Source organism: Streptomyces sp. NRRL S-87 (assembly GCF_000719335.1).
In the GTDB taxonomy this organism is placed as follows: domain Bacteria; phylum Actinomycetota; class Actinomycetes; order Streptomycetales; family Streptomycetaceae; genus Streptomyces.
In genome coordinates, this window is sequence record NZ_JOGB01000002.1 from 186,450 (window position 1) to 200,092 (window position 13,643).

Sequence of the window (13,643 nt, forward strand, 5' to 3'; positions counted from 1 at the left end):
AGTCAAACATGAGCAGCCTGCAGAGCGTTCCCGCCCTCGGGGCGCACCCGACCGCCGGTTCGAACCCGAGCCGCGCCGAGACCCGTGAGCAGCTGGCGAAGGCCACGTACGACCTACTGGTCATCGGCGGCGGCATCCTGGGCACCTCGGTGGCCTGGCACGCCGCGCAGTCGGGTCTGCGGGTCGCCATGGTGGACGCCGGCGACTTCGCCGGCGCCACCTCCTCCGCCTCCTCCAAGCTCGTCCACGGCGGTCTGCGCTACCTGCAGACCGGTGCGGTCAAGCTGGTCGCGGAGAACCACCACGAGCGGCGGGTGCTGGCCAAGGACGTGGCCCCGCACCTGGTCAACCCGCTCACCTTCTACCTGCCGGTCTACAAGGGCGGTCCGGTGGGTGCGGCCAAGCTGGGCGCGGGCGTCTTCGCCTACTCCGCCCTCTCGGCCTTCGGTGACGGCATGGGCAAGGTCATATCGCCGGCCCGTGCCGTCGCCGACAACCCCGGCCTGAAGACGGACAACCTCAAGGCCGTCGCGGTCTACTACGACCACCAGATGAACGACTCCCGCGTCGCGGTCATGACGGTCCGGGCGGCCGTGGAGTCCGGTGCGGTGGTCCTCAACCACGCCGAGGTCACCGGCCTGCGCAAGACCGGCGGCCGGGTCTCGGGCGCCGAGCTCAGGGACCGCCTGGACGGCACCGAGTTCGGCGTCGACGCCCGTGTGGTGCTCAACGCCACCGGCCCGTGGGTGGACCACCTGCGGCGCATGGAGGACAAGCACTCCCTGCCGTCCATCCGGCTGTCCAAGGGCGCGCACATCGTCATGAAGCGCAAGTCGCCCTGGAAGGCCGCCATGGCCACCCCGATCGACAAGTACCGCATCACCTTCGCCCTCCCGTGGGAGGACCAGCTGCTGCTCGGTACGACCGACGAGGTGTACGAGGGCGACCCGGCGGACGTGCGCGCCACCGAGAAGGACATCCAGCAGATCCTGGACGAGGCCGCGTTCTCGGTGAAGGACGCCGACCTCGACCGCTCCCTGATGACCTACGCCTTCGCAGGCCTGCGGGTGCTGCCCGGCGGCCCCGGCGGGGTCGAGAAGGCCAAGCGCGAGACCGTGGTGACCGAGGGTGCGGGCGGCATGCTGTCCGTGGCCGGCGGCAAGTGGACCACGTACCGCCACATCGGCCGGGTGGTCATGGACAAGCTCGCGAAGCTGCCCGGCGGGCCGCTCACCGACGACATGGAGCCGGTGAAGTCCCTGGTGCGCCGGGTGCCGCTGCCCGGTGTGGCGAACCCGAACGCGGTCGCGCACCGCCTGCTGGTGGACCGCGAGCCGGGCATGCGGATGGACCCGCTGACCGCCAAGCACCTGGCCACCCACTACGGCTCGCTGGCCTTCGACATCGCCCGCATGGTCAACGAGAACCCCGACCTGGGCGAGCGGATCCACGAGGACGGGCCGGAGATCTGGGCGCAGGTCGCCTACGCCCGCGACTTCGAGTGGGCCGAGACGGCGGACGACGTGCTGCGCCGCCGCACGACGGTGACGATCCGCGGCCTGGACGACGACGCCGTGCGCGGTCGCGTCGAGGAGATGCTCCGCCACAAGGCGTGATCGCGTGAGGGAGGGGCGGTTCCCGGACGGGAACCGCCCCTTTCGCGTTGATTCCGGGGATGGGATCATTCGTACGGAAGGATGAGCCAGGGGGGCACCGAAGGGGGCGGCCGTCATGCCCGCCATCAAGGAAAGCGTGGAGATCTCCCGCACTCCCGAAGAGGTCTTCTCCTACCTCACCGAGCTCTCCCACCTGCCCGAGTGGCAGGCCAGCGCGGTCGCCGTACGACCGCCGTCCGGTCCGCTCTCCGTCGGCGAGCGGATCGAGATCAGGCGCCGCATCGGCAGGCGCGAGATCGACACGACCATGGAGGTCACGGAGCTGGACCCGCCGCGCAGTTGGCACCTGCACGGGATCGAGGGGCCGGTGCGGGCCGACGTGCAGGGCACCGTCGAGCCCGTCGGCGACGGCACCCGCTCCCTCGTCACCCTCGACATCGACTTCCACGGGCACGGGCTCGGCAAGGTCCTCCTGCCGTTCGTCGTGATGCCCTCCGCGCGCAAGGAGGTCCCCGAGAGCGAGCGGGTGTTGAAGGGTCTGCTCGAGCAGGGGTCCAAGCCGTAGGCTGAGCCGGGTACACAAGAGAACTTCGGAAGGAGACCTGGGTGATCGAGCTTGAGGGCGTGCCCGAGCTGATCGACCCGGTCATGGTGGCCGCGTTCGAGGGCTGGAACGACGCAGGCGACGCAGCCTCCGGTGCCGTGGCGCACCTGGACCGGGAGTGGAAGGGCGAGGTCTTCGCGGCTCTCGACGCCGAGGACTACTACGACTTCCAGGTCAACCGCCCCACGGTCTGGTTGGACGGCGGGGTACGGAAGATCACGTGGCCGACGACACGGCTGTCCGTGGTCCGGGTGGGCGGGGCGAAGCCGCGGGACCTGGTGCTGGTGCGCGGCATCGAACCGTCCATGCGCTGGCGGTCGTTCTGCAACGAGCTGCTCGGCTTCGCCCACGAGCTGGGCGTCGAGATGGTGGTGATCCTGGGCGCGCTGCTCGGCGACACCCCGCACACCCGCCCGGTGCCGGTCAGCGGCGTCACCTCCGATCCGGACCTGGCACGCACGCTGGACCTCGAGGAGACCCGGTACGAGGGGCCGACCGGCATCGTGGGCATCCTCCAAGAGGCCTGCACGCACGCGGGAGTTCCGGCGGTGTCGCTCTGGGCGGCGGTGCCGCACTACGTGTCGCAGCCGCCGAACCCGAAGGCGACGCTGGCGCTGCTGAACCGGCTGGAGGATCTGATCGACGTGCGGATCCCGCTCGGCGAACTGCCGGAGGACGCCAGGGCGTGGCAGCTCGGGGTGGACCAACTCGCGGCCGAGGACAGCGAGGTGGCGGAGTACGTCCAGACGCTGGAGGAGGCGCGGGACACGGCGGACCTGCCGGAGGCCTCCGGGGACGCGATCGCGCGGGAGTTCGAGCGGTACCTGCGGCGGCGGGAGCCGGGGCCCTCCGGGGGGCCGTCGCTCGCGACCGAATCGGGGGACGCGTCGTACCTGCGCGACACGTCGAGCGGGCGGACGCGTCCGCCGAAGCGGCGGCCCGACCTCGCGGGGGAGTCGGACTCCCCCGGCTCCGCCGGTTCCGCGGGTTCCGCGGGTTCCGCGGGGGCCGGTGGGGGCTCGGACGAGGGGTCGTCCGGCGACCCGGAGTCCGGTACGTCGGAGGGGTGAGCTCCCGGTCGTCCCCGACCCGGGTCGGGGGCCCTGCGGGGCCGGTCCCCTACCGCGCCGGTTCGCCTCGAACGCCGGCGAGGGCTGCAGACTGCAGCCCCGCCGGCGTTTCGCGTGTCGTTACAGCGCCACGCCGAGCAGCGCGTCCACCGTACGGGAGACCAGGCCGGGAGCCGAGGGGTCGTCGCCGCCGGTGTCGGCCTGGAGGGCGGCCCAGCGGTCGACGGCGGCCAGCGCCGCCGGGGCGTCCAGGTCGTCGGCGAGCGCCGCGCGGACCTCGTCGACCAGGGCGTCGGCCGAAGGGCCGTCGGGCCAGGACACGGCCGCGCGCCAGCGGCCGAGCCGGGCCACGGCCTCGGTGAGGACGTCGTCGGTCCACTCCCAGTCCGCCCGGTAGTGGTGGGCCAGCAGCGCGAGTCGGATGGCGGCCGGGTCGACCCCGTCGCGCCGCAGCTTCGAGACGAAGACCAGGTTGCCCTTGGACTTCGACATCTTCTCGCCGTGCAGCGCCACCATGCCGGCGTGCACGTACGCCTTGGCCATCGGGAACTCGCCCGTCAGGACCTGGGCGTGCGAGGCGCCCATCTCGTGGTGCGGGAAGGCCAGGTCGGAGCCGCCGCCCTGGATGTCGAAGCCCATGCCCAGGTGCTCCAGGGCGATGGCGACGCACTCGATGTGCCAGCCGGGGCGGCCGCGCCCCAGCGAGGCGCCGTCCCAGCTGGGCTCGCCCTCGCGGGCGGCCATCCACAGCATCGGGTCGAGCGGGTTCTTCTTGCCGGGGCGGTCCGGGTCGCCGCCCCGCTCGGCGGACAGCAGCCGCATCGCGGCCGCGTCCAGGTTGGAGACCTGGCCGAAGTTCGGGTCGGCCTCGACGGAGAAGTAGACGTCGCCGTCGAGCTCGTACGCGGCGCCGGCGTCCCGGAGGCGCTCGACCAGCGGCACGATGCCCGGTATGGCCTCGACGGCCCCGACGTAGTGCTGCGGCGGGAGCATCCGCAGGGCGGTCATGTCCTCGCGGAACAGGGCGGTCTCGCGCTCGGCGAGCTCGGTCCAGTCGTGGCCGTCGCGCAGGGCCCGCTCCAGCAGCGGGTCGTCGACGTCCGTGACGTTCTGGACGTAGTGGACCTGCCGCTTGGTGTCGAGCCACACGCGCTGAACGAGGTCGAACGCGTTGTAGGTCGCCGCGTGACCGATGTGGGTCGCGTCGTACGGGGTGATGCCGCAGACGTAGAGACGGGCGACGGGACCGGGGTCGAGGGTGATCTTCCCCTGGGTCGCGGTGTCGTGGATCTGGAGGTCGCGGCCCTTGCCGGGCAGGGCGGGAACCTCAGAAGCGGGCCAGGCATGCATGCCTTGAGCCTAACCGGACGCACGTTCCGTCATCGAACCGGACCGGCAGGGTTGGCCGGAACGCACCCCTTGCGCGATGGCCGGTTCCATGCGTGGCACCCGGCCACGGCCTCACACGGGCGGCCAGGGGATCGCGGGCCACTGGCCGCTGGGGACCGGGTGCCTGCCGGTTTCCAGCAGCTGCGCCACCCGGTCCCGTACGGCGGCCAGCTCGGCGGCCGTGATGAGTTCGGCCAGCCGGGTGGCGAGCGGGCCCCCGTCGGCCGTCTCGGAGGCGAGTTTCCGCAGCACCTCGACGGCCTCGTCGGTGAGCGGCTCCCCCGCCCAGCCCCACAGCAGGGTGCGCAGCTTGTCCTCGGTGTTGAAGGTGACGCCGTGGTCGATGGCGTACAGCCGGCCGTCGGGGGCGGGCAGCAGGTGGCCCCCCTTGCGGTCTCCGTTGTTGATGACGGCGTCGAGGACGGCGAGGCGGCGCAGCCGCGGGTCGTCGGCGTGCACGAGGAGGGCGGTGCGGCCGCCGCCGACCTCGGCGTGGCCGACGGCCTTCCAGCCCTCCCCCGGCTCGTCGCCCTCCACGAGGGCGAGCAGGCCGGCCTCCGCCCCGTCGGCGGACTCGATCCACTGCTGGACCATGCCCTCGCCGTAGGGGCCGTCCCGGAGCACGGTGGTGGGGACCAGGCCCCATCCGGTGGCCTCGGAGAGCAGGTAGGCGGCGACCTCGCGGCGGGCGAGGTTGCCGTCGGGGAAGTCCCAGAGCGGGCGCTCGCCGGCCACGGGCTTGTACACGCAGCGCACGTTCGTGCCGTCGTGCGCGACCTCGCACAGCAGGACGGCGTTCGAGGCCTCCCTGATCCGGCCCAGTACGATCAGCTCGCCGCGGGCCAGCAGCTCGGCCGTCACCAGCGCGTCCCCCTCCACCGGCGTCTCCGGTTCCACGGCACTCACGCCCCGCGGCGGTAGCCGTTCTGGCGGGGACACACGTGCCCCTCAGGGTCCAGCGGCAGACTGCACAGCGGGCACGGCGGGCGGCCCGCGTTGACGACGTCGAGGGCCCGCTTGGCGAAGGCGCGGGCCTGCGCTCCGGTGAGGCGCACCCGCAGCATCGGCGGGCCGTTCTCCTCGTCCTGGAGGAGCCGCTCCTCCGCCTCGGCGAGGTCCTCCTCCGAGTCGGCGTCGAGCTCGACGAGCGCCTGCGCCTCGACGATCATGCGCTGGTGCTCGCCGTCCCAGGCCAGGGCCATGGTGCCGACGCGGAACTCCTCGTCCACGGGGACGTCCAGCGGCGCGGTGTCGGCGCTGTCGGGGAGGGCGAGGGCGGGCACGGGCGCGTTGCCGCCGGTGCGCCGCACGACCTCGTCCAGCAGCTCGTCCATGCGCTCCGCCAGGGCCGCGACCTGCGTCTTCTCCAGCGCGACGCTGGTGACGCGGCTGCCCGCGGAGGCCTGGAGGTAGAACGTACGGCGTCCGGGCAGGCCGACCGTGCCGGCCACGAAGCGGTCCGGCGGGTCGTAGAGGAACACCTGACGGGGCACGTCCAGTCTCCGTAAGTCTCGGTAGGTCTCGGGAAGTCCGTGCGTCGGCGCGGGGGCACGGGCGCACCTGTTCCAGGTTCGTCCACCCTACTGCGCCGGTGGATCACTGCGCGCCCGTGCTGCCCCCCACCACGGCGTCCCCGCCGTCCCCGACCGGGTCCGGTGCCTCGTCGGAGGACTCCGCCACCGCCTCGGGAGTGGGCTCGGCGGACGGCCCGTGGGGGGCGAGCCCGGCCAGGTCCCCGGTGTCGCCCAGGCGGAGGAGGAAGGGCCTGAGCCGCGTGTAGCGGATCGCGGTGACCGAACAGGGGTCGACCGAGATCCGCTGGAAGAGGTCGAGGTGCATGCCGAGCGCGTCGGCGACCACGGACTTGATGATGTCGCCGTGGGAGCACATCAGGAACAGGGCGTCCTCGCCGTGCTCGGCGTCGATCCGCTCGTTCCAGTCCCGTACGGCCGCCACCGCGCGGTACTGCATGCGGGCCATGGACTCGCCGCCGGGGAAGGCGGCGGCGGAGGGGTGGCGCTGGACGACCTTCATGAGGGGTTCGTCGGCGAGCTCGGCGAGCTTGCGCCCGGACCAGTCGCCGTAGTCGCACTCCCCGATGCGGTCCTCGGTGTGCAGGGTCATCCCGGGCCGTGCGGCCAGCAGCGGGGCGAGGGTCTCGCGGCAGCGCTGGAGGGGGCTGGTGACGGCGGCGGCCAGCGGCAGGCCGGCCAGTCGGGCGGGCAGGGCGGCCGCCTGGGCGGCGCCGTGCGCGTCGAGGGCGATGCCGGGGGTGAGTCCGGCGAGCACCCCGGAGGTGTTCGCGGTGGAGCGTCCGTGCCGTACCAGGATCAAGGTCGCCATGGCCCCCAGGGTAGGCCGTGGTGTACGCCCGCGCCGGGGTCGGGGGACAATGCCCGTCGTGATTGTGGACAGCGCGATTTACAAGGGTGGTGCTCGGGTGTCGGGCCCCGAGGACCTCTCCGACGCACTCGAGGAGGCTCGGGCGACGGGCGACGCGTTCCTCTGGGTGGGGATGCACGAGCCGACCGAGAAGGAGTTCGAGCACGTCCGCAGCGAGTTCGGGCTGCACCCGCTGGCCGTGGAGGACGCGCTGACCGCCCATCAGCGGCCGAAGCTCGAGGTGTACGACGACTCGCTGTTCGTGGTACTGAAGCCGGTCGTGTACGACGACGACCTCGACACGGTGACCACCGGCGAGCTGATGGTGTTCATCGGCGACTCGTTCGTGGTGACGGTGCGGCACGGCGAGGGCGGCGCGCTGGCCGCCGTGCGGCACCGCCTGGAGCACGAGCCGCAGGTGCTGCGGCACGGCCCGACGGCCGTGCTGTACGCGGTGGCCGACGCGGTGGTGGACCACTACATCGACGTGGCGGCCGAACTGCAGGCGGACCTGGAGGAGCTGGAGGCGGAGGTCTTCCAGCCCAACGGCGGGGACGCGAAGAACACCGCCTCGCGGATCTACAACTTCAAGCGGCAGGTGCTGGAGTTCCGGCGGGCCACCGCCCCGCTGATGCAGCCGATGAGCCGGCTCTCGGTCCCCGGGGTGCCGTTCGTGCACGAGCACGCCCGGCCGTTCTTCCGGGACGTGGCCGACCACCTGACGAAGGCGAACGAGTACGTCGAGGGCCTGGACCGCCTGCTGTCGGACGCGCTGGCGGCGCACCTGGCGCAGATGGGCGTGCGCCAGAACGACGACATGCGCAAGATCTCGGCCTGGGCGGCGATGGCGGCCGTGCCGACGATGGTCGCGGGCATCTACGGGATGAACTTCGACCACATGCCGGAGCTGCACACCCGGTACGGGTACGAGGTCGTGCTCGTGGTGATGGGGCTGATCGTGTGGGGGCTGCACCGGATGTTCAAGCGGCGCGGCTGGCTGTAGGGCCGACGCGGTTCAGACCAGCTCGGGCGCGGCGGCCACGGGCGGCCCGCCGAGGGCGTCGCGCCGCTCCGGCTCGCGCAGGCTGACCGCCTTGTGCCAGCCGGCGAAGCGCTCGTACGCGTACACGGCCCGGATGCCGGCGGCCAGCGCGGCGGACTTGGCCCGGGGCCACTTCAGGATGCGCCCCATGTGGTCCATGACGGCGAGGCTGACGTCGCGGTAGATGGCGATCTCGGCGAGGGCGCTCTCGCGCAGCACCCGCTGGATGGTGCGGCCGTGGCCCGCGCGGGCCAGCCGGAGCAGTTCCTCGTGGCAGTAGGCGAGGTGGTTGTCCTCGTCGTTGCTGATCATGCGGATGGCCTTGCCGACCTCGGGGTGGTCGCCGAAGTCGCGCACCAGCATGACCATCTGGTCGGCGGCCCGCTGCTCGGTGACGCGGCTGTGCGAGAGGTAGACGACGATGTCCTCGTCCGTCAGCCGCCGGTCCGCGCGGAGCTTGGAGTGGGCCAGCCCGATGCCGTGCTTCTCCAGCAGCATCGTGTAGTCCGTCTCGGGCGGGACGGGTACGGGCGGCAGGCCGCGCTTCCTGAGGAGCTGGTGGAAGATCCGGCCGTGCTTGTCCTCGTCCGCGCCGTGCCGCGCGATCTTGGGCGCCAGGTCCGCCATGGTGGGGGGCACGAGGGCCGCGATGCGGGCGTTCTCCCAGCCGCCCTGGGCCTCTCCGCTGGCCGCGATCGAGCAGAACAGCTGGTAGGAGTCGTCGTCGTCGATGATCTCCTGGAACAGGCTTCGGGCCGAGAGCATCACTGCCACCTCTTCTCGCGCACTCCCCCGTCCCACGAGTCAAAGCCCGAAGCGGCAGGCGGGCAACAGGGGCGTCGCGCGCGCTCGGCCGAACGGACGACGCCGGCGTCGCGGCTCCGTCCCGCCGCGGCGGAAACCGCGCACGGCCCGGCCGTAACCGGCCGGGCCGTGCGCGCGTTGTCAGCGGTGACGGCCGTGGCGGGGAAGACCCCCGAGCCCCCACCACGGCCGCGGGCAGTCGCTCGGCACTCCCTAGGCGAGTCCCGCGCGCTCCATGGCCTCGACGCCGGTGCGCAGCGCGGTGATCCGCTCGTCGAGCGTGAAGCCCGCCGGGGCCAGGGTCAGGGTGGTGACCCCGGCCTCGGCGTAGGCCTTCATCCCGTCGGCGATCCGCTCGACGGGGCCGAGCAGGGTGGTGGAGTCGATCAGCTGGTGCGGGACGGCCGCGGCGGCCCCCTGCTTGTCGCCGGCCAGGTACTTGTCCTGGATCTCGGCGGCCTCCTTCTCGTAGCCCATGCGCTGGGCGAGCTGGTTGTAGAAGTTCTGCTTGCGGCTGCCCATGCCGCCCACGTACAGGGCGGTGTACGGACGGAACATGTCGGCCAGCGCCGTGACGTCCTCGCCGACCGCCAGCGGCACGGTCGGGCACACGTCGAAGCCGTCCATGGTCAGGCCCGCCTTCTCGCGGCCCGTGCGGATGTGCCGCAGCGCGGTGTCCTCCAGGTGCTCGGCCGCCGGGAAAATCAGCAGGGCGCCGTCGGCGATCTCGCCGGTCTGCTCCAGGTTCTTGGGGCCGATCGCGGCGATGTAGAGCGGGATGTGCTCGCGCTCCGGGTGCACGGTGAGCTTGATGGGCTTGCCCGGGCCGCCCGGCAGCGGCAGGGTCCAGTGCTCGCCCTCGTACGACAGGCGCTCGCGGGTCATGGCCTTGCGGACGATCTCGACGTACTCGCGCGTGCGGGCCAGCGGCTTGTCGAACTTGACGCCGTACCAGCCCTCGGAGACCTGCGGGCCGGAGACGCCCAGGCCGAGGCGGAAGCGGCCGCCGGAGAGGGAGTCGAGGGTGGCGGCGGTCATGGCCGTCATGGCGGGCTGGCGGGCCGGGATCTGGAAGATCGCCGAGCCGACGTCGATGCGCTCGGTCTGGGCGGCGACCCAGGCGAGCACGGTGGGCGCGTCGGATCCGTAGGCCTCGGCCGCCCAGCAGACGTCGTAGCCGAGGCGGTCGGCCTCCTGCGCGACGGCGAGGTTGTCGGCGTCCATGCCCGCACCCCAGTAGCCGAGATTGATGCCGAGCCGCATAACCATTCCCCTTACCGATCAGTAACGTCTGGTCCGGGGACTGTAGCGCGCACCGGTCCCCCGCGTCAGTGCCCCCAGTACCCTCAGCCCTCATGGAGCAGAGGCAACTCGGCCGCACGGGCCTGCGGGTGTCCAGGATCGGGCTGGGCACCCTGACCTGGGGGCGGGACACGGACGAGCACGACGCCGCGGACCAGCTGAAGGCCTTCTGGGAGGCGGGCGGGACGCTGGTCGACACGGCGGACGTGTACGCGGGCGGCGAGGCGGAGTACCTGCTCGGGCAGCTCGTCGGGACCCTCGTGCCGCGCGGGGAACTGGTGATCGCCACCAAGGCGGGCAGCGTCCCTGACCCGGAGCGCCGCTTCGACGGCTCCCGCGGGCACCTGCTGGCCGCCCTGGACGCCTCGCTGGCGCGGCTGGGCACGGACCACGTCGACCTGTGGCAGCTGCACGCCTTCGACCCGGACACGCCGCTGGAGGAGACCCTGCAGGCGCTGGACCTGGCGGTGAGCAGCGGACGGGCCCGGTACGTCGGCGTGTCGAACCTGTGCGGCTGGCAGCTGGCGAAGGCGGCCACCTGGCAGCTCGCGGCGCCGGGGGCGCGGACGCGCCTGTCGAGCACGCAGATGGAGTACTCGCTCCTCCAGCGGGGCGTCGAGCGCGAGGTGCTGCCGGCCGCGCGGGACCTGGGGGTGGGTCTGCTGCCCTCCTCGCCGCTCGGCCGCGGGGTCCTGACCGGCAAGTACCGGGCGGGTGCGCCGGAGGGGTCGCGCGGGGCCTCGGAGCACATGGCGCCCTTCGTGGCCCCGTACCTGGACGACGCGGCGAGCCGGATCGTGGACGCGGTGGCCACGGCGGCGAACGGGCTGGCCGTGACCCCGCTCCAGGTGGCCCTGGCCTGGGTGCGGGACCGGCCGGGGGTGGCGGCCCCCATCGTCGGCGCGCGCACCGCACGGCAGCTGTCCGAGGCGCTGTCAGTGGAGGCCCTTAGTCTTCCGGTGGAGATCTGCCAGGCCCTGGACGACGTCTCGGCGCCTGTGCACCGCTATCCCGACCAGGACTGGAGCACGCTGTGAGTACGGACCCGGCCACGCCGACGGCGCCCGAGGCGCCCGAGCCGACGGGTGACCCCGCGGAGGCGGCGGTCCCCGCCGAGGGGGCGGCCGTCCCCGCCGTGGAGGCGGGCTCCCCGGAGGAGCCGCCCGCGGCGGACGCGGGGGGAGAGGCGGACGCTTACGCAGAGGCAGAGGCAGAGGCGGAATCGGAATCGGACGCGGGTGACCCGGCGGACGCGGATGCGGACGCGAGGGCTGACGCGGGCGTGGGTTCGGACGCGGGCGCTGCGGCGGACGCGGGTGACGCGGCGCCGGTCGGCGAGGAGGCCGCGGCGGCGCAGCGCAGCGAGGCCGAGGCGGAGCTCGCGGCGCAGAAGGTCGAGCGGGAGCGGATCGAGCGCCGCAAGGCGGAGCGGACCGCGCCCCTCGACGCCGGCACCAAGCTGACCGGCGCGGCGGCGGACCTGATGGCGGCCGTGCGCGCGGTCGAGAGCGGCGCGAAACCCGCCTCCGCGTTCGGGCCGCCGCCCGCACCGCGCCGCCCCGCGACCCCGGCCCCCGCGCCGCGCCGGCCCGAGGCCCCCGCGCCGACCGCCGGACCGGCGCCCGTCGCGGCCGAGGCCGTGGCCGCCGTACGGGAGGTGCTCGCCCGCGGCGGCGCGCCCGAGGCGCTGGCCGGCCCGGCCGCCGAGGAGCTCGGCGAGGGCGCGGCGGACACCCTGCGGCAGGACCCGTGGCAGCTGCTCGCGGTGCCCGGGGTGCGCCCCTCGCAGGCGGACGGCTTCGCGCGGGCCCTGCTGGGCCCCGAGTGCGGGCCGGGCGACGAGCGCCGCGCCGTGGCCCTGGTCGGCTGGCTGCTCGCCCAGGCCGGGCTCAAGGGGCATACCGCCCTGGAGCAGCCGGTCCTGGCCAAGGCCCTCGCCCAGTACTCCGTCCCCGACCCGGACGCAGCCGTGGAGGCGGCCGTCGCCGAGGGCGCCGTCCTGGTCTTCCAGGAGCCGCTCGGCGAGCCGGCGGCGGAGGACGAGGAGGCGCCCGTACGGATCCTGCTCGGACTGGAAGGTCCCGCCCTGGCCGAAGAGAGCCTCGCCGACGGTCTGGCGCGCCTGGTCAGCACCTTCGGCAAGGGCGAAGGGGAGACCACCGACCCCGAGGCCTGGCGGGCGGCCGCGCAGGCCGCCCCCGGCCCCTCCGCGGCCGAGCTGGTCCGTGCGGCCGCCGGCCACGGCCTGGTCACCCACACCGGCGGCGAGGCGGCCCGGGCGGAGCCGGCGGCGCTGGTCGCGGCCGCCCGCGCGCTGGGTCTGCGCGCGTACGCCGCCGCCCACACGCCCGCGGGCCGCGACCGGCTCGCCGCCGCACTGGGGCCGGACGCCGCGGCGGCCGCGGTCACCGTGGCCGGGCTGCTGGCCGGCGCGGAGGGCCCCGCACGGGACGCGGACGGCGTCTGGGAGCTGGACCTCCTGGCCGTGCTCGACGCCCCCCAGTTGGACGTGGACACGGCGGCCGCGCTCGTGGAGTCGGTGCCGGACGGGGCCCGCCTGGTACTGGCCGGCGACCCGGGTGTGCTCGGCGCGGCCGGGCCCGGCCGGGTGTTCGGCGACCTGCTCGCCGCCCGGGTCTGCCCGCAGGTGGCCTCGCGGACCCCGGACCCGGGCCCGCTGGGCGAGCTGGTGTCCGGCATCGGCATCGGCGAGCTCACCCAGGTGGACGCGCCCGGCAAGGAGGTCGTGATCGTCCCGGTGCGGGACGCCGGCGAGGCCGTGCACCGGACGGTGCAGCTCGTCGCGGACTCGGTGCCGCGGGCCTTCGGGATGGCCGCGGACCAGGTCCAGGTGATCACGCCGGGCCACGGCGGAGCGGCGGGCACGCGGGCGCTCAACGCGGCGCTGAAGGAGCGGCTGAACCCCGGCCCCGGCCGGTTCGGCGGCTTCGACCCCGGCGACCGGGTGGTGCACGTACCCGCGCCGGGGCGGGCGGTGCCGGGGCGGGTGGTCTCGGCCGACGCGGCCGGGCTGCACCTGGACTGCGCGGGCACGGCGGTCGTCGTACCGAAGGAGCGCGTCGAGTCGGCGGTGCGCCACGGCTGGGCGGTCACCGGCCACCAGGCCGTGGGCGACCGCTGGCCGGCCGTGGTCGTCGTGCTGCCCGGGGACGCGGCGGACGTGCTCTCGCGGGACTGGGTCTACACCGCCTTCGGACGGGCCGAGCGGCACCTGTCCGTGGTGCACGGGGTCGACCAGGCGCTGCCCAGGGCGGTCGCCGAGGTGCTGCCCAGGGCGCGCACCACGCGGCTGGCGGTCCTGCTGACGGGGCTGGTCGCGGCGGCGGCTGACCCGGGCCAGTAGCCGCCTGCGGCGGGATGGGACAGCGGCGCCCGGGCGCCCCCGTCGGGGGCCCGGGCGTCGTGGGTTCTGT

At 74.0% G+C, this 13,643-nt stretch carries 12 protein-coding genes; 6 read left to right on the top strand and 6 right to left on the bottom strand.

The window, feature by feature from the left end:
* The first annotated feature begins 8 nt into the window (after positions 1-8).
* The 3 genes from IF43_RS0101945 (at position 9) to IF43_RS0101955 (ending at position 3,290) form a co-directional block, all read left to right on the top strand.
* Positions 9-1,616 (top strand): glycerol-3-phosphate dehydrogenase/oxidase, encoded by a 1,608-nt coding sequence (locus tag IF43_RS0101945; protein ID WP_030193028.1) that lies wholly within the window; start codon positions 9-11, stop codon positions 1,614-1,616.
* 115 nt (positions 1,617-1,731) lie between these two features.
* Complete coding sequence (locus IF43_RS0101950) at positions 1,732-2,181, top strand: SRPBCC family protein (protein ID WP_030193031.1); 450 nt, start codon at positions 1,732-1,734, stop codon at positions 2,179-2,181.
* Between the two features lie 41 nt (positions 2,182-2,222).
* Complete coding sequence (locus IF43_RS0101955; protein ID WP_078909849.1) at positions 2,223-3,290, top strand: PAC2 family protein; 1,068 nt, start codon at positions 2,223-2,225, stop codon at positions 3,288-3,290.
* Between the two features lie 120 nt (positions 3,291-3,410).
* Here the strand turns inward: IF43_RS0101955 and mshC are convergent, their stop codons facing one another.
* The 4 genes from mshC to IF43_RS0101975 form a co-directional block, all read right to left on the bottom strand.
* Positions 3,411-4,640: a cysteine--1-D-myo-inosityl 2-amino-2-deoxy-alpha-D-glucopyranoside ligase gene (mshC, locus tag IF43_RS0101960; RefSeq protein WP_030193035.1), complete on the bottom strand. Its 1,230-nt coding sequence runs from the start codon at positions 4,638-4,640 to the stop codon at positions 3,411-3,413.
* A 111-nt stretch (positions 4,641-4,751) separates the two neighbouring features.
* Complete coding sequence (locus IF43_RS0101965) at positions 4,752-5,585, bottom strand: SCO1664 family protein (RefSeq protein ID WP_234331914.1); 834 nt, start codon at positions 5,583-5,585, stop codon at positions 4,752-4,754.
* Positions 5,582-6,172 carry a DUF3090 domain-containing protein gene (locus IF43_RS0101970; protein ID WP_030193039.1) on the bottom strand — a complete coding sequence of 197 codons (591 nt, stop codon included), beginning with the start codon at positions 6,170-6,172 and terminating at the stop codon, positions 5,582-5,584. The genes IF43_RS0101965 and IF43_RS0101970 overlap by 4 nt, the downstream gene beginning before the upstream one ends.
* A 103-nt stretch (positions 6,173-6,275) precedes the next feature.
* Positions 6,276-7,022, bottom strand: coding sequence for a histidine phosphatase family protein (locus IF43_RS0101975; protein ID WP_037887160.1), 747 nt, complete (start codon positions 7,020-7,022; stop codon positions 6,276-6,278).
* Between the two features lie 49 nt (positions 7,023-7,071).
* Here IF43_RS0101975 and corA point away from each other — a divergent pair, with 49 nt between their 5' ends.
* A complete protein-coding gene (gene corA, locus IF43_RS0101980; protein WP_030193043.1) occupies positions 7,072-8,064 on the top strand; it encodes a magnesium/cobalt transporter CorA in 993 nt (330 codons plus the stop codon).
* 12 nt (positions 8,065-8,076) lie between these two features.
* Here corA and IF43_RS0101985 read toward each other — a convergent pair whose 3' ends face one another.
* Together IF43_RS0101985 and IF43_RS0101990 are read right to left on the bottom strand one after the other, a co-directional pair.
* Positions 8,077-8,868, bottom strand: a complete 792-nt coding sequence (locus tag IF43_RS0101985; protein WP_030193045.1) for a hypothetical protein — start codon at positions 8,866-8,868, stop codon at positions 8,077-8,079.
* 252 nt (positions 8,869-9,120) lie between these two features.
* Entirely contained in the window at positions 9,121-10,170 is a 1,050-nt protein-coding gene (locus tag IF43_RS0101990) for an LLM class F420-dependent oxidoreductase (protein WP_030193047.1), read from the bottom strand.
* A gap of 92 nt (positions 10,171-10,262) precedes the next feature.
* Between IF43_RS0101990 and IF43_RS0101995 the strand changes: the two genes are divergently transcribed.
* Both IF43_RS0101995 and IF43_RS0102000 read left to right on the top strand, forming a co-directional pair.
* Positions 10,263-11,246 (top strand): aldo/keto reductase, encoded by a 984-nt coding sequence (locus IF43_RS0101995; protein WP_030193049.1) that lies wholly within the window; start codon positions 10,263-10,265, stop codon positions 11,244-11,246.
* Entirely contained in the window at positions 11,243-13,573 is a 2,331-nt protein-coding gene (locus IF43_RS0102000) for a helix-hairpin-helix domain-containing protein (RefSeq protein ID WP_030193051.1), read from the top strand. Before IF43_RS0101995 ends, IF43_RS0102000 begins: the two co-directional genes overlap by 4 nt.
* Positions 13,574-13,643: the final 70 nt, after the last annotated feature.